This is a genomic window from Streptomyces sp. NPDC057486, from assembly GCF_042802415.1.
GTDB classification, from domain to species: Bacteria; Actinomycetota; Actinomycetes; order Streptomycetales; family Streptomycetaceae; genus Streptomyces; species Streptomyces yanii.
Genome location: NZ_JBHVEE010000082.1, coordinates 1 through 14,318 on the forward strand (window position 1 = coordinate 1; position 14,318 = coordinate 14,318).

General features: G+C 70.3%; 14 protein-coding genes. 11 read left to right on the plus strand and 3 right to left on the minus strand.

Annotated features, from left to right (window positions below; all coding sequences use genetic code 11):
* Nucleotides 1-2: 2 nt before the first annotated feature.
* Nucleotides 3-683, minus strand: coding sequence for a potassium channel family protein (locus ACFU6I_RS30895; RefSeq protein ID WP_384372604.1), 681 nt, complete (start codon nt 681-683; stop codon nt 3-5).
* A 67-nt stretch (nt 684-750) separates the two neighbouring features.
* On the opposite strand from ACFU6I_RS30895, the gene ACFU6I_RS30900 reads away from it, so the two are divergent.
* The gene (locus tag ACFU6I_RS30900; protein WP_345513167.1) at nt 751-1,311 is read left to right on the plus strand and encodes an HIT domain-containing protein; all 561 of its coding nucleotides are present in this window, start codon (nt 751-753) and stop codon (nt 1,309-1,311) included.
* 57 nt (nt 1,312-1,368) lie between these two features.
* Here the strand turns inward: ACFU6I_RS30900 and ACFU6I_RS30905 are convergent, their stop codons facing one another.
* Nucleotides 1,369-3,039: a hypothetical protein gene (locus ACFU6I_RS30905; protein ID WP_384372606.1), complete on the minus strand. Its 1,671-nt coding sequence runs from the start codon at nt 3,037-3,039 to the stop codon at nt 1,369-1,371.
* Between the two features lie 147 nt (nt 3,040-3,186).
* Complete coding sequence (locus ACFU6I_RS30910; protein ID WP_384372608.1) at nt 3,187-5,412, minus strand: elongation factor G-like protein EF-G2; 2,226 nt, start codon at nt 5,410-5,412, stop codon at nt 3,187-3,189.
* A gap of 267 nt (nt 5,413-5,679) precedes the next feature.
* On the opposite strand from ACFU6I_RS30910, the gene pgsA reads away from it, so the two are divergent.
* From pgsA to ruvB, 10 genes are all read left to right on the plus strand, one after another.
* The gene (gene pgsA, locus ACFU6I_RS30915; protein WP_266987891.1) at nt 5,680-6,348 is read left to right on the plus strand and encodes a phosphatidylinositol phosphate synthase; all 669 of its coding nucleotides are present in this window, start codon (nt 5,680-5,682) and stop codon (nt 6,346-6,348) included.
* Nucleotides 6,345-7,280, plus strand: coding sequence for a phosphatidylinositol mannoside acyltransferase (locus ACFU6I_RS30920; RefSeq protein WP_384372610.1), 936 nt, complete (start codon nt 6,345-6,347; stop codon nt 7,278-7,280). The genes pgsA and ACFU6I_RS30920 overlap by 4 nt, the downstream gene beginning before the upstream one ends.
* Nucleotides 7,277-8,437 carry a glycosyltransferase family 4 protein gene (locus tag ACFU6I_RS30925; protein WP_384372612.1) on the plus strand — a complete coding sequence of 387 codons (1,161 nt, stop codon included), beginning with the start codon at nt 7,277-7,279 and terminating at the stop codon, nt 8,435-8,437. The genes ACFU6I_RS30920 and ACFU6I_RS30925 overlap by 4 nt, the downstream gene beginning before the upstream one ends.
* Nucleotides 8,438-8,679: 242 nt before the next feature.
* On the plus strand, nt 8,680-9,225 hold the full coding sequence (locus tag ACFU6I_RS30930) for a hypothetical protein (RefSeq protein WP_384372614.1): 546 nt from the start codon (nt 8,680-8,682) through the stop codon (nt 9,223-9,225).
* Between the two features lie 179 nt (nt 9,226-9,404).
* On the plus strand, nt 9,405-10,325 hold the full coding sequence (gene pdxS / locus ACFU6I_RS30935) for a pyridoxal 5'-phosphate synthase lyase subunit PdxS (protein ID WP_266987900.1): 921 nt from the start codon (nt 9,405-9,407) through the stop codon (nt 10,323-10,325).
* A 6-nt stretch (nt 10,326-10,331) separates the two neighbouring features.
* Nucleotides 10,332-10,925: a pyridoxal 5'-phosphate synthase glutaminase subunit PdxT gene (pdxT, locus tag ACFU6I_RS30940; RefSeq protein ID WP_384372616.1), complete on the plus strand. Its 594-nt coding sequence runs from the start codon at nt 10,332-10,334 to the stop codon at nt 10,923-10,925.
* 62 nt (nt 10,926-10,987) lie between these two features.
* Nucleotides 10,988-11,740, plus strand: a complete 753-nt coding sequence (locus tag ACFU6I_RS30945; protein WP_384372618.1) for a YebC/PmpR family DNA-binding transcriptional regulator — start codon at nt 10,988-10,990, stop codon at nt 11,738-11,740.
* Nucleotides 11,741-11,933: 193 nt separating this feature from the next.
* Nucleotides 11,934-12,503: a crossover junction endodeoxyribonuclease RuvC gene (gene ruvC / locus ACFU6I_RS30950; RefSeq protein ID WP_376340909.1), complete on the plus strand. Its 570-nt coding sequence runs from the start codon at nt 11,934-11,936 to the stop codon at nt 12,501-12,503.
* Nucleotides 12,500-13,126: a Holliday junction branch migration protein RuvA gene (gene ruvA, locus ACFU6I_RS30955; RefSeq protein WP_345513177.1), complete on the plus strand. Its 627-nt coding sequence runs from the start codon at nt 12,500-12,502 to the stop codon at nt 13,124-13,126. Before ruvC ends, ruvA begins: the two co-directional genes overlap by 4 nt.
* An 82-nt stretch (nt 13,127-13,208) precedes the next feature.
* The gene (gene ruvB, locus ACFU6I_RS30960) at nt 13,209-14,282 is read left to right on the plus strand and encodes a Holliday junction branch migration DNA helicase RuvB (RefSeq protein WP_384372621.1); all 1,074 of its coding nucleotides are present in this window, start codon (nt 13,209-13,211) and stop codon (nt 14,280-14,282) included.
* Nucleotides 14,283-14,318 lie beyond the last annotated feature (36 nt).

Here is a 14,318-nt window from a genome sequence, read left to right on the forward strand (position 1 = left end):
CGCTAACCGCGCTCCGGGGGCCTCTTCTCGTCCTCCCGGGTGAACACCTGCACCAGCCACGACGAGAACGAACCCGTCACGGCCCCCAGCAGCGCCAGACCACAGACCATCAGCCCCGCCGCGACGGTCCTGCCGCGCGGCGTGACCGGCACGACGTCCCCGTATCCGACCGTCGTGAGCGTCGCGCACGCCCACCACACCGCGTCGCCGAACGTCCGGATCGTGGCGCCGGGAGCCAGGTGTTCCTCGTGGTACACGGCGAGCGCGGCCGAGAGTCCGAGCAGCAGGGCGGTCATACCCGCGTAGCTGATCACGCGGGCGTACAGGCTCAACCGCGGCTGCTCCCTGTGCCGCTGGACCGCTGTGTAGACCCGGATCAGACGCAACGGCCTCAGCAGCGGCAGCACCAGCACCACCGTGTCCAGCCAGTGGGTGCGGAGGAATCGGAGACCCTGGCCGCTGAGCCGGATCCGTACGGCATAGTCCGCCGCGAAGAGGACCCAGGTGGCGACGACCAGGGTCAGGGCGAGGTCACGCCACGGCTGGGTGTGATCGGGAGCGAGGACGCGGAGCGCGTACCCGAGGAGGAAGAACAGCGACGCGACGAAGAGCGGGACCTCCGTGCGCTGCTCCCAGCGCCTGAGCCGGAGAGGGGCGGAGGAGTCCGCGGGCTGGTCGCTCATGGCCTCAGGATCGTCCTCCGGCGCCGGGGGCGGCCCCCGGCGACACGCTCCGCAGGAGTGAAGCAATATGCTGATCTGCATGACGACTGAGCCGGAGCAGCAGATCGGAGTGGGAACGCCCGACGCGTTCCAGCGCCTGTGGACACCTCACCGGATGGCGTACATCCAGGGTGAGAACAAGCCGACCGGCCCGGAGGCCGGCGACGGCTGTCCGTTCTGCGCGATCCCGGCGAAGTCGGACGAGGACGGACTCATCGTGGCGCGCGGCGAGAAGGTCTATGCCGTGCTGAACCTGTATCCCTACAACGGCGGACATCTGATGGTGGTGCCGTACCGGCATGTCGCCGACTACACGGAGCTGGACGGTCCGGAGACGCTGGAGCTGGCCGACTTCACCAAGCGGGCGATGACGGCGCTGCGGGCGGCCTCGGGGGCGCACGGTTTCAATATCGGGATGAATCAGGGAACGGTGGCGGGCGCCGGCATTGCCGCGCATCTCCATCAGCACCTGGTGCCGCGCTGGGGCGGTGACACCAACTTCATGCCGGTCGTCGGTCACACGAAGGTGCTGCCGCAGCTGCTCGCCGATACCCGGAAGATGCTGGCCGACGCCTGGCCCGCGGCCTGAGCCGAGCGGTACGAGCACGAGGCGCCCGGGAGGTCCCGGGCGCCTCTTCCGTCCGCCCTACGCGTCGTACAGGTCGGCCTTCTTGGGGGTCGGGTCCTGCACCAGTCCGCTGAGGATCATGGACCGGCTGTCGAAGCGCTCCGTGTCGACGCCGTTCTCGTCCAGGACGCGCATGGCCGCGTTGTGCACGGCACGCAGGACGGGGGTGGCGGCGCGCATGGCGTCGTCCGCCATGAAGCGGTGGCGCCACGGCTTCTCGGCCCAGGCGTGGCGCAGGCCGAACGGCTCCGGGAGGGTGATCTTGCCGCCCAGGTAGTCGAGGAGCGGCGGGTACCAGGTGAAGGGGGCGCGCAGGGCGAGACGGACGACCTCCTTGGACTCCACCAGTGGGAGAGTGATCTTGCGGGTCTCCCAGAATCTGACGGTCTTGTTGACCGTCTTCGTCTTGGCCTCGGGCTTGCTCGTGAAGAGCGAGTGGACGGGGCCGAGGGCGTGCCCGGTGACCTCGATCCGGAGCGTCTCGTGGAGCACCGTGACGGTGATCATCATGGTGATGACCAGCTGTCCGTCCCAGAGGGTGAACTGGACTCCCAGATAGTGGCGGTCGCCGCTGCCGAACTGCTGGTGGTTGCAGATGCGCTGTATCTCGTGCGGCTTGACCTGGAAGGTGGCGACGTCCTCGCCCTCCGGACGGGAGACCGAGTCGGCGTTCTCACCGACGGGCGAGACGATCCAGTGGGTGACCGAGGGCGTGGTGAATCCGCCGGTGTGAAGCGGTCCGCGTTCCAACTGCTTGAGCTGGTCGTGGATGACGCGAATCAGGTCCCAGCTGCGGAACTGGTGGAACTCCTTGCCGGGTTCCTTGGAGACGAGCTCCTCGGCGAGCTGCCAGCTGCCCCAGCGGGTGCCCATGCCGAGGATGCCCTTGGGGCCGGCATAGAAGACGCAGTTGGACTGCTGTTCGGCCGACAGCTTCTCCAGGCCCTGGCGCAGCGCCTCGCGGGCGGTCTCGCTGGGATTCTTCGGCACGGCCTCGGGGATCTTGGCGATGACCCCGCCGCCGGAGAGCAGCCCCTCCCAGCGGGCGCGCATGTCCTTGGCGGAGGTCTCGGCGATCCGCCTGGCGATCAGCCAGCCGATGACGGGGGCGACGATCATCGCGCGCAGGTACAGCGCGAGCAGACCGTCGACCGGCAGTTTGATCAGGAAGATCAGGGCCACGATGCCGATGACGGGGAGCAGGGCCATGCCGAGGGCGCTGAGTGCCTTGTCCTTGGTGGAGCCCAGGCCGTCGCGGAGGCGGAACGCGAGGACCCACAGGAGCAGTCCGGGCAGGAAGAGGAAACCGAAGAGCACGGTGACCAGGGTCAGTTTGGTGTCCCGGGCCTTGCGGAGGCGGGTCGCGGACAGGCAGTGCTCGACGACGGTCTGCGGGTCGGTGCCGAAGGACTGGATGAGGGCCTTGCGGGCGCCGCCCAGCATCCGTTCCTGGACGGCGCGGGAGAAGGCCTCGCCGAGGTTGGGGGTGAAGTATTTGCTCTTGAAGAGCTTGGACCGGCCATCCTCGATCTTGGACTTGTGCCACTCGCTGTCTGCCTTGAGGATGTCCGCCACCGGGCTGTCGCGGTACGCGGCGGAGGCGAGGGCATTCGTCGCCACCGCCTGTCCGGCCGCCCCCTGGAGCGGGATCTGCGCTCCGGGAGAGAAATCGAATCCGTCGTTGGCCACTGTCGCCCCCACTTGCCGCCAAGGAACCGCTCCTGCGGCTGTTTCCCAACTGCCGTGTCCGGCACACCTTCTGAGCTGGGACCACAGCGTATCGTCCGGATCGGAGCCACGCCCGCCCCTGTGGACAAGGGCGGGCGTGGCCGCCGACTAGGCGCCGTTCGTGGTGTTTTCCTGCTGTTCGCGGAGGCGATCGGCGAGCTGCGGTGGCATCGGTTCGTGCCGGGCGTACGACCGGTCGAACCGGCCGGTGCCGTGCGACAGGGAGCGAAGGTCGATCGCGTACCGGCCGATCTCCAGCTCGGGCACCTCGGCCCGCACGAGCGTGCGCCCCGCCCCTGACTGCTCGGTGCCGATCACCCGGCCGCGGCGCCCCGACAGATCGCTCATGACCGGCCCCACGTAGTCGTCGGGGACGAGAACCTGGACCTCGGAGACGGGTTCGAGGAGCTGGATCCGGGTCTCCGCAGCCGCTTCACGAAGGGCCAGTGCGCCCGCCGCCTGGAACGCCGCGTCGGACGAGTCCACGGAGTGGGCCTTTCCGTCCCGCAGGGTGATCCTCACGTCGACGAGGGGGTGGCCGGCCGCCACCCCGCGGGCGGCCTGGGCGCGTATCCCCTTCTCCACGGACGGGATGAACTGGCGGGGTACGGCTCCGCCGACCACCTTGTCGACGAATTCGATACCCGAACCGGGTGGCAGCGGCTCCACCTCGATCTCGCAGATGGCGTACTGGCCATGGCCGCCGGACTGTTTGACGTGCCGTCCGCGGCCGCTCGACGGGCCGGCGAACGTCTCGCGCAGGGACACCTTGTGGGAGACGGCGTCGACCTGTACCCCGTACCGGGTACGCAGCCGGTCCAGTGCCACGTCCTGATGGGCCTCGCCGAGGCACCACAGAACCACCTGATGGGTGTCCTGGTTCTGTTCGAGGCGCATGGTCGGGTCCTCGGCGACGAGCCGTGCGAGCCCCTGGGAGAGCTTGTCCTCGTCCGCCTTGCTGTGGGCCTCGATGGCCAGTGGCAGCAGCGGGTCGGGCATGGACCAGGGCTCCATCAGCAGCGGATCCTCGGGAGCGGAGAGGGTGTCCCCGGTCTCGGCGCCGCCCAGCTTGGCGACGCAGGCCAGGTCTCCGGCGATGCAGCTGGTCAGGGCGCGCTGCTGCTTGCCGAACGGGGCGGACAGCGCTCCGACGCGGACCTCTGCCTCGTGGACGGGACGGGGTTCGTGGCCGGGGTCGGTGAGTCCGTGGCCCAGGACGTGGATCGTCTCGTCGGGGCGCAGCGTTCCGGAGAAGACGCGGACCAGGGAGACGCGGCCGACGTACGGGTCGGAGGCCGTCTTGACGACTTCGGCGACCAGCGGTCCGTCGGGGTCGCAGGACGGGGCGGGGCGGAGGGCGCCCCTCGGCGTGGTGACAGCGGGCAGCGGGTGCTCCAGCGGGGTGGGGAAGCCTCCGGTGATCAGATCCAGGAGTTCGACCGTACCGATGCCCTGACGGCCGTCCTCGCCGGCGGGCGCCGCCGTGAGGACGGGGTGGAAGGCGTCGCGGGCGACGGCGTGCTCCAGATCGTCGATCAGAGTCTTGGTGTCGATGTCCTCGCCGCCGAGGTACCGGTCCATCAGGCTCTCGTCCTCGCTCTCGGCGATGATCCCTTCGATCAGCCGGTTGCGGGCGTCCTGGAGCGGTGCGTGCTGGTCGTCGGCGGGCGGGGTCTCTTTCCGTTCGCCGGAGGAGTAGTCGAAGACACGCTGCGTGAGCAGTCCGGTGAGTCCGGTCAGCGGGGCGTGCCCGTCCGGGCTCTCGGGGCCGAGCACGGGCAGATAGAGAGGCAGTACGGCGTCGGGGTCGTCGCCCCCGAAGATCTCGCCGCAGACGCGGGTCATCTCGTCGAAGGACGTGCGGGCCGTGTCGAGGTGGGTGACGACGATGGCGCGCGGCATGCCGACGGCGGCGCACTCCTCCCACACGGCGCGGGTGGTGCCCGCCACCGCGTCGGCCTCCTGGGCCGCCGAGACAACGAAAAGGGCCGCGTCCGCTGCCCGCAGACCGGCCCTGAGTTCCCCGACGAAGTCGGCGTATCCGGGGGTGTCCAGCAGATTGATCTTGTACCCGCCCCATTCCACGGGGACCAGGGACAGTTGTACGGAGCGTTGCTGGCGGTGTTCGATCTCGTCGTAGTCGGAGACCGTGCCGCCGTCCTCGACCCGGCCGGCCCGGTTGACCGCTCCGGCGGTCTGCGCGAGGGCTTCGACGAGGGTGGTCTTGCCCGATCCGCTGTGGCCGACCAGCACCACGTTCCGTATGGAGGAGGGCCGGTCGGCCGTTGCTGCTCTGCCGGCGGCCCCGGTGTGTGCATGTGCCTTGTCGCCCATGATGTGCCTCCCGGTGGGGTGCGCTGTGCGGGGAGATTGTCTGGCGCGGTGGGGGAGAAGGAGGGCGCGGGCACGAGGAGCCGCCGCGGCGGCTACGACGACGCCCGCGGTAATTCGAGCTTTCCACTCCGGTCGGGTTGCGTCCATACGTCGGATGCCGACGCACGAGGACGGATGCCCGGACAGTGGACGCGTCCGACTGGTGACTACGATGGGCCAGCCGGTGGCCGAAGGGGCCGCACGGCCCACCGACCCCTCGGGAAGGCCATGCTGAACAAGTACGCGCGTGCATTTTTTACGCGTGTCCTCACACCGTTCGCCGCGCTGCTGCTCCGTCTCGGCGTGAGCCCTGACGCGGTCACGCTCATCGGTACGGCCGGAGTGATGGCAGGTGCGCTGGTCTTCTTCCCCATGGGGGAGTTCTTCTGGGGCACGATCGTCATCACGATCTTCGTCTTCTCCGACCTCGTCGACGGCAACATGGCCCGACAGGCCGGCATCTCCAGCCGTTGGGGCGCCTTCCTGGACTCGACCCTGGACCGGGTCGCCGACGGTGCGATCTTCGGCGGGTTCGCACTCTGGTACGCGGGCAACGGCGACGACAACGTGATGTGTGCGGTGGCGATCTTCTGCCTGGCCAGCGGCCAGGTGGTCTCCTACACGAAGGCGCGGGGCGAGTCGATCGGGCTGCCGGTCGCGGTCAACGGCCTGGTGGAGCGGGCCGAGCGCCTGGTCATCTCCCTCGTGGCGGCCGGGCTCGCCGGGCTCCACACGTTCGGTGTGCCGGGGATCGACATCCTGCTGCCGATCGCGCTGTGGATCGTCGCCGTGGGCAGTCTGGTGACGCTCGTACAGCGTGTCGTGACCGTGCGCCGCGAGTCCGCGGAGGCCGACGCGGCAGCTGCGGCGGACCGGGGGAGCGAGGCGGCGAAGTGAGCGGCGCCGAGGGTGGACCGAGGGCCGGGCTGAAGGACCGGCTGACCGACGGGCTGTACGGGCTCGGCTGGAGCGCGGTCAAGAAGCTGCCGGAGCCGGCCGCCCAGGCGCTCTTCCGCACCCTCGCCGACCAGGTCTGGAAGCGGCGCGGCAAGAGCGTGCTGCGGCTGGAGTCGAACCTGGCCAGGGTGGTACCGGACGCGAGCCCGGCCCGGCTCGCCGCACTCTCCAAGGCCGGGATGCGCTCGTACATGCGCTACTGGATGGAGTCGTTCCGGCTGCCCACCTGGAGCCCGGAGCGGATCAGGGCCGGCATAGACGTGACGGACGTCCACCGGCTGACCGGGGGCCTGGGCGCCGGACGCGGTGTGATCCTCGCGCTGCCGCACCTGGGGAACTGGGACCTGGCGGGAGCCTGGGTCACCACCGATCTGAAGGTGCCGTTCACCACGGTCGCCGAGCGGCTGAAGCCCGAGTCCTTGTACGACCGGTTCGTCGCCTACCGTGAGGGACTCGGCATGGAGGTCCTGCCGCACACCGGCGGGTCGGCCTTCGGCACCCTGGCGCGGCGGCTGCGCGACGGCGGACTGGTCTGCCTGGTCGCCGACCGCGACCTCTCCGCCTCCGGCGTCGAGGTGCAGTTCTTCGGCGACACGGCACGGATGCCCGCCGGACCCGCGCTGCTGGCCCAGCAGACCGGCGCGCTGCTGCTGCCCGTGACGCTCCGGTACGACGAGACGCCCGTGATGAAGGCCCGGATCCACCCGGCCGTCGAGGTGCCCGAGTCAGGTACGCGCACCGAGAAGACGTCTGTGATGACGCAGGCGCTGGCCGATGCCTTCGCCACCGGAATCGCCGAGCACCCGGAGGACTGGCACATGCTGCAGCGGCTCTGGCTCGCCGACCTCGAACCCCGTGGAGAGCAGTCGTGAAGATCGGCATCGTCTGCCCGTACTCCTGGGACGTACCGGGCGGCGTCCAGTTCCACATCCGCGACCTGGCCGAACACCTGATCCGCCTGGGCCACCAGGTATCCGTGCTGGCCCCCGCCGACGACGAGACGCCGCTGCCGCCGTACGTGGTGTCGGCGGGCCGTGCCGTGCCCGTCCCGTACAACGGCTCCGTCGCCCGGCTGAATTTCGGTTTCCTGTCCGCGGCGCGGGTGCGCCGCTGGCTGCACGACGGCACCTTCGACGTGATCCACATCCATGAGCCGACCTCGCCGTCTCTCGGCCTGCTCACCTGCTGGGCCGCGCAGGGACCGATCGTCGCCACGTTCCACACCTCGAATCCGCGTTCCCGCGCGATGATCGCCGCGTACCCGATCCTGCAGCCCGCGCTGGAGAAGATCAGTGCGCGCATCGCGGTGAGCGAGTACGCGCGCCGGACCCTGGTCGAGCACCTCGGCGGCGACGCGGTCGTCATCCCGAACGGGGTCGATGTCGGCTTCTTCGACAAGGCCGAGCCCAAGGTCGAGTGGCAGGGCGGGACGATCGGCTTCATCGGGCGTATCGACGAGCCCCGCAAGGGCCTGCCCGTCCTGATGCGGGCGCTGCCCGCCATCCTCGCCGCCCGCCCGGAGACCAGGCTGCTGGTGGCAGGGCGCGGCGACGAGGAGGAGGCGGTCGCCTCACTGCCCGAGGCGATGCGCGAGCGCGTCGAATTCCTCGGCATGGTGAGCGACGAGGACAAGGCGCGGTTGCTGCGCAGTGTCGATGTGTACGTCGCGCCGAATACGGGCGGCGAGAGCTTCGGGATCATCCTGGTCGAGGCGATGTCGGCGGGCGCGCCGGTCCTCGCCAGCGATCTGGACGCGTTCGCCCAGGTACTGGACCTGGGTGCGGCGGGCGAGCTGTTCGCCAACGAGGACGCGGAGGCGCTGGCGTCGGCGGCGATCCGGTTGCTCGGCGACCCGGAGCGGCGCGCGGAGCTCAGCGACCGTGGCCGCGCCCATGTGCGACGGTTCGACTGGTCGACGGTGGGGGCGGACATCCTCGCGGTGTACGAGACGGTGACGGACGGGGCCGCGTCGGTGGCGGCGGACGAACGTACGGGGCTGCGGGCCCGGTTCGGGCTGGCCCGGGACTGAGGCGGGCCTCCGCGGTCCTCCCACCGGGGGACACGATGCCCGGTCGGCAGCCCGCCGTCCCCGGTCCCGGACCGAGCGGAGAACGCTGTTGCGCGGCGCCGGCGCGCCCGGCCGTCGGCCCCCCGCTGCCCGCGGCGGGCGGCACCATCGGCAACGCCGGGCCCCGGCTCCCGGCCCGGTGTCCCGCGCTGCCGTGGGCCGGAGGGCGGGGCGGGGTGCCCTCGACGGTAGCCTTGCGGCCCGTGACCGAAACCCTCATCTGGATCGCCGTCGCGCTCGTCGCGATCGGCCTGTACCTCAGCTGGACCGCCGGGCGGCTGGACCGGCTGCACACGCGGATCGACGCCGCCCGCGCCGCCCTCGACGCCCAACTGCTGCGCCGCGCCTCGGTCACCCAGGAACTGGCCACATCCGGTGTCCTCGACCCGGCCGCTTCTATCGTGCTGTACGAGGCCGCGCACGCCGCCCGGCAGTCCGAGGAGGAACACCGTGAGGTGGCGGAGAGCGAGCTCAGCACCGCGCTGCGGGCGGTGTTCGGTGAGGCGGCGCAGGTGGAGGCCGTGAAGGAGATTCCCGGCGGTGAGGAGGCGGCGTCCGAACTGGCCGCGGCCGTGCGCCGGGTACCGATGGCACGACGGTTCCACAACGACGCGGTGCGCGCGGCGCGGGCGCTGCGCCGCCACCGCACGGTCCGCTGGTTCCGGCTGGCCGGGCACGCACCGTTCCCGCTGGCCTTCGAGATGGACGACGAGCCGCCGGTGGCCCTGGCGGACCGCCCGGTCAGCTGACCCGGACGCGTACCGCCCGGGCCGCGTACGGGGTCGTACGAGGCGGTACGCGGCCGTACACAGCCAAAACGATCCACCGGCCTCTTATTGGCCCTTGTCGTGGACTGGTCCCGGAGAGTTTGCTCTGCAGTGCATCACCCAGCACTTCCAGCATCTTTTTCTCCGAGTGAGGTCGATCCGTGTCCACGCTTCCCAGCACCCCGCAGTCCGCCGACTCCCCGGCCACCGGCACCGCCCGCGTGAAGCGCGGCATGGCCGAGCAGCTCAAGGGCGGCGTGATCATGGACGTCGTCAACGCCGAGCAGGCGAAGATCGCCGAGGACGCGGGCGCCGTGGCCGTCATGGCCCTGGAGCGGGTGCCCGCCGACATCCGCAAGGACGGCGGCGTGGCCCGGATGTCCGACCCGAACATGATCGAAGAGATCATCGAGGCCGTCTCCATCCCGGTGATGGCGAAGTCCCGCATCGGCCACTTCGTCGAGGCGCAGGTCCTGCAGTCCCTCGGTGTCGACTACATCGACGAGTCCGAGGTCCTCACCCCGGCCGACGAGGTCAACCACAGCGACAAGTTCGCCTTCACCACGCCGTTCGTCTGTGGCGCCACCAACCTGGGCGAGGCGCTGCGCCGCATCGCCGAAGGCGCGGCCATGATCCGCTCCAAGGGCGAGGCCGGCACCGGCAACGTCGTCGAGGCGGTCCGCCACCTGCGCCAGATCAAGAACGAGATCGCCCGGCTGCGGGGCTACGACAACAACGAGCTGTACGCCGCCGCCAAGGAGCTCCGCGCCCCGTACGAGCTGGTCAAGGAGGTCGCCGAGCTCGGCAAGCTGCCCGTCGTGCTGTTCTCCGCCGGTGGCGTCGCCACCCCGGCCGACGCCGCGCTGATGCGCCAGCTCGGCGCCGAGGGCGTCTTCGTCGGCTCCGGCATCTTCAAGTCCGGCGACCCGGCCAAGCGCGCCGCCGCCATCGTGAAGGCCACCACCTTCTACGACGACCCGAAGATCATCGCGGACGCCTCCCGCAACCTGGGCGAGGCCATGGTCGGCATCAACTGCGACACCCTGCCCGAGGCCGAGCGCTACGCCAACCGCGGCTGGTAGTCACAGATGAGCGACACCCCTGTGATCGGAGTCCTGGCTCTCCAGGGCGACGTACGGGAGCACCTGATCGCCCTGGCCTCGGCAGACGCCCTGGCCAGGCCGGTCCGGCGCCCCGAAGAACTCGCCGAGGTCGACGGTCTCGTCATACCCGGCGGCGAATCCACCACGATGTCCAAGCTCGCCACCCTGTTCGGCATGCTGGAACCACTGCGCGAGCGGGTCCGCGCCGGTATGCCGGTCTACGGCACCTGCGCCGGAATGATCCTGTTGGCCGACAAGATCCTCGACCCGCGCTCGGGCCAGGAGACCGTCGGCGGCATCGACATGATCGTGCGTCGTAACGCCTTCGGGCGGCAGAACGAGTCCTTCGAGGCCGCCGTCGAGGTCGCCGGGATCGGGGGCGGCCCGGTCGAAGGCGTCTTCATCCGCGCCCCCTGGGTGGAATCGGTCGGCGCCGGGGCCGAGGTGATCGCCGAGCACGGCGGCCATATTGTCGCCGTACGTCAGGGAAACGCCCTGGCGACGTCATTCCACCCGGAACTGACCGGTGACCACCGGGTTCACGCACTCTTCGTCGACATGGTGCGCGCCAAGGGGTGAACGGATCCCGGTAGGATCTCCGTTGTTCATTTCTACTGGCGACGCGTTGTAAGGAGCTGGCGATGTCCGGCCACTCTAAGTGGGCTACCACCAAGCACAAGAAGGCCGTGATTGATGCCAAGCGCGGCAAGCTCTTCGCCAAGCTGATCAAGAACATCGAGGTCGCGGCCCGCACCGGCGGCGTGGACCCCGAGGGAAACCCGACCCTCGTCGATGCGATCCAGAAGGCGAAGAAGAGCTCCGTCCCGAACAAGAACATCGACTCCGCGGTCAAGCGCGGTGGCGGTCTCGAAGCGGGCGGCGTCGACTACCAGACCATCATGTACGAGGGTTACGGCCCGAACGGTGTCGCGGTGCTCATCGAGTGCCTCACCGACAACCGCAACCGTGCCGCCTCCGACGTGCGTGTCGCGATGACCCGCAACGGCGGTTCGATGGCCGACCCGGGTTCGGTCTCGTACCTCTTCAACCGCAAGGGTGTCATCATCGTCCCCAAGGGCGAGCTCACCGAGGACGACGTCCTCGGTGCGGTGCTCGACGCGGGTGCCGAGGAGGTCAATGACCTCGGTGAGTCCTACGAGGTCGTCAGCGAGGCCACCGACATGGTCGCGGTCCGTACCGCGCTCCAGCAGGCGGGCATCGACTACGACTCGGCCGAGGCCAACTTCCTGCCCACCATGCAGGTCGAGCTGGACGAGGAAGGCGCGCGCAAGATCTTCAAGCTGATCGACGCGCTGGAGGACAGCGACGACGTGCAGAACGTCTTCGCCAACTTCGACGTCTCGGACGAGGTCATGGAGAAGGTCGACGCCTGAGACGGCGGACGACGCCTCCCCGCGTGAGCGGGGATGACCCGGAGACGGGCGGCGTCCGGCCGCTGTACAGGGGCACTCTCCGCGCAGGCGGAGCCGACGGGCCGACGGGGACACACCCTGTCGGCCCGTCGCATTGTCAGTGCGAGCCGATAGCCTGCGAGAACAGTTGACCGATCGGCGGAGGGGGCGCTTCATGCGGGTACTGGGCGTGGACCCGGGACTGACCCGGTGCGGCGTCGGCGTCGTCGAAGGAGTGGCGGGCCGCCCCCTGACGATGCTCGGGGTCGGTGTCGTCCGCACCCCCGCCGATGCCGAGCTCGGTCATCGACTGGTCGCGATCGAGCGCGGCATCGAGGAGTGGCTCGACGAGCACCGCCCCGAATTCGTCGCCGTGGAGCGGGTGTTCAGCCAGCACAATGTCCGTACGGTGATGGGCACCGCCCAGGCCAGTGCGGTCGCCATGCTCTGTGCGTCCCGCCGCGGCATCCCCGTCGCCCTGCACACCCCCAGCGAGGTCAAGGCCGCCGTCACCGGCAGCGGCCGCGCCGACAAGGCGCAGGTCGGAGCGATGGTCACCCGGCTGCTTCGGCTCGACGCACCACCGAAACCCGCCGACGCCGCCGACGCCCTGGCCCTTGCCATCTGCCACATCTGGCGGGCCCCGGCCGTCAACCGCCTCCAGCAGGCGCACGCGGCCGCCGCCGCCCGTGGCCACCGCGTTTCCCGTACACCCGCAGTTCCCGTCCGGAAGGTCCCCCGATGATCGCCTTCGTCAGCGGCCCCGTCGCCGCACTCGCCCCGACCACGGCCGTGATCGAGGTCGGCGGCATCGGCATGGCCGTCCAGTGCAGCCCCCACACCCTCGCCGACCTGCGGATCGGCCAGGAGGCCCGGCTGGCCACCTCCCTCGTCGTGCGGGAGGACTCGCTCACCCTCTACGGCTTCGCCGACGACGACCAGCGGCAGGTCTTCGAGCTGCTCCAGACCGCCAGCGGCGTCGGCCCCCGGCTCGCCCAGGCAATGCTCGCCGTGCACAGCCCGGACGCCCTGCGCCTTGCCGTCTCCACCGGCGACGAGAAGGCCCTCACCGCCGTCCCCGGCATCGGCAAGAAGGGCGCGCAGAAACTCCTCCTCGAACTGAAGGACAGACTGGGCGAGCCCGTCGGCGCCCACATCGGCCACCAGGGCATCGGCACCGCCGTCACCTCCTCGTGGCGCGACCAGCTTCAGGCCGCCCTGATCGGCCTCGGATACGCGACACGTGAGGCCGACGAGGCGGTCACCGCTGTCGCCCCGCAGGCCGAGGCCGCGCTCGCGGAGGGCGCCCAGCCGCCCGTACCGCAGCTGCTGCGGGCCGCTCTGCAGACCCTCAACCGCGCACGCTGACCGCACGCCGGCCGGACGCGACACCCCGACGCCCGGGCACCCCACGGCCCGGCACCGAAACACCCGAGGCGGGACTGACCGAATGAACTGGGACGACACCGGACCCGACACCGACGAGCGGCTCGACGAGCGCCTCGTCGACGCCGGCGCGGACGGCGAGGACACGGCGGTCGAAGCTGCCCTGCGGCCGAAGGACCTCGACGAATTCGTCGGCCAGGAGAAGGTGCGCGAACAGCTCGACCTGGTCCTGAAGGCCGCCCTCGCCCGTGGCGCCACTGCCGACCACGTCCTGCTCTCCGGCGCCCCCGGCCTCGGCAAGACCACCCTCTCCATGATCATCGCCGCCGAGATGGGCGCCCCGATCCGGATCACCTCGGGTCCCGCCATCCAGCACGCGGGCGACCTCGCCGCGATCCTCTCCTCCCTCCAGGAGGGCGAGGTCCTCTTCCTCGACGAGATCCACCGCATGTCACGGCCCGCCGAAGAGATGCTCTACATGGCGATGGAGGACTTCCGCGTCGACGTCATCGTCGGCAAGGGCCCCGGTGCCACCGCCATTCCATTGGAGCTTCCGCCCTTCACCCTCGTCGGCGCCACCACCCGGGCCGGACTCCTGCCGCCCCCGCTGCGCGACCGCTTCGGATTCACCGGCCACATGGAGTTCTACGCCCCCGCCGAACTGGAACGCGTCATCCAACGCTCCGCCCGCCTCCTCGACGTCGCGATAGACGCCGAAGGGGCAGCCGAGATCGCCGGGCGCTCCCGCGGCACACCCCGTATCGCCAACCGGCTGCTGCGCCGCGTCCGCGACTACGCCCAGGTCAAGGCGGACGGCCGGATCGACCGCGACGTCGCCTCCGCCGCCCTCGGGGTGTACGAGGTCGACGGCCGGGGTCTCGACCGGCTGGACCGGGCGGTGCTCGACGCGCTCCTGAAACTCTTCGGCGGTGGACCGGTCGGTCTGTCCACACTCGCGGTCGCCGTGGGGGAGGAACGCGAGACGGTCGAGGAGGTCGCGGAGCCCTTCCTGGTACGGGAAGGACTGCTGGCCAGGACGCCGCGGGGGCGGGTCGCCACCCCTGCGGCCTGGGCTCATCTCGGTCTCGTCCCACCTCAGCAAGGCGGAAAGGGACAACAGGGTCTGTTCGGGGCGTGATGCGTCACAGGTTCGCCCGGACAGGAACCAGGGTGC

Excerpts from the sequence above, each read along its gene's own strand:
- ACFU6I_RS30910 (WP_384372608.1), bottom strand. The coding sequence starts at position 5,412 with ATGGGCGACAAGGCACATGCACACACCGGGGCCGCCGGCAGAGCAGCA.
- ACFU6I_RS30900 (WP_345513167.1), top strand. The coding sequence starts at position 751 with ATGCTGATCTGCATGACGACTGAGCCGGAGCAGCAGATCGGAGTGGGA.
- ruvC (WP_376340909.1), top strand. The coding sequence starts at position 11,934 with ATGCGGGTACTGGGCGTGGACCCGGGACTGACCCGGTGCGGCGTCGGC.
- pgsA (WP_266987891.1), top strand. The coding sequence starts at position 5,680 with ATGCTGAACAAGTACGCGCGTGCATTTTTTACGCGTGTCCTCACACCG.
- ACFU6I_RS30945 (WP_384372618.1), top strand. The coding sequence starts at position 10,988 with ATGTCCGGCCACTCTAAGTGGGCTACCACCAAGCACAAGAAGGCCGTG.
- ruvB (WP_384372621.1), top strand. The coding sequence starts at position 13,209 with ATGAACTGGGACGACACCGGACCCGACACCGACGAGCGGCTCGACGAG.
- ACFU6I_RS30895 (WP_384372604.1), bottom strand. The coding sequence starts at position 683 with ATGAGCGACCAGCCCGCGGACTCCTCCGCCCCTCTCCGGCTCAGGCGC.
- pdxT (WP_384372616.1), top strand. The coding sequence starts at position 10,332 with ATGAGCGACACCCCTGTGATCGGAGTCCTGGCTCTCCAGGGCGACGTA.
- ruvA (WP_345513177.1), top strand. The coding sequence starts at position 12,500 with ATGATCGCCTTCGTCAGCGGCCCCGTCGCCGCACTCGCCCCGACCACG.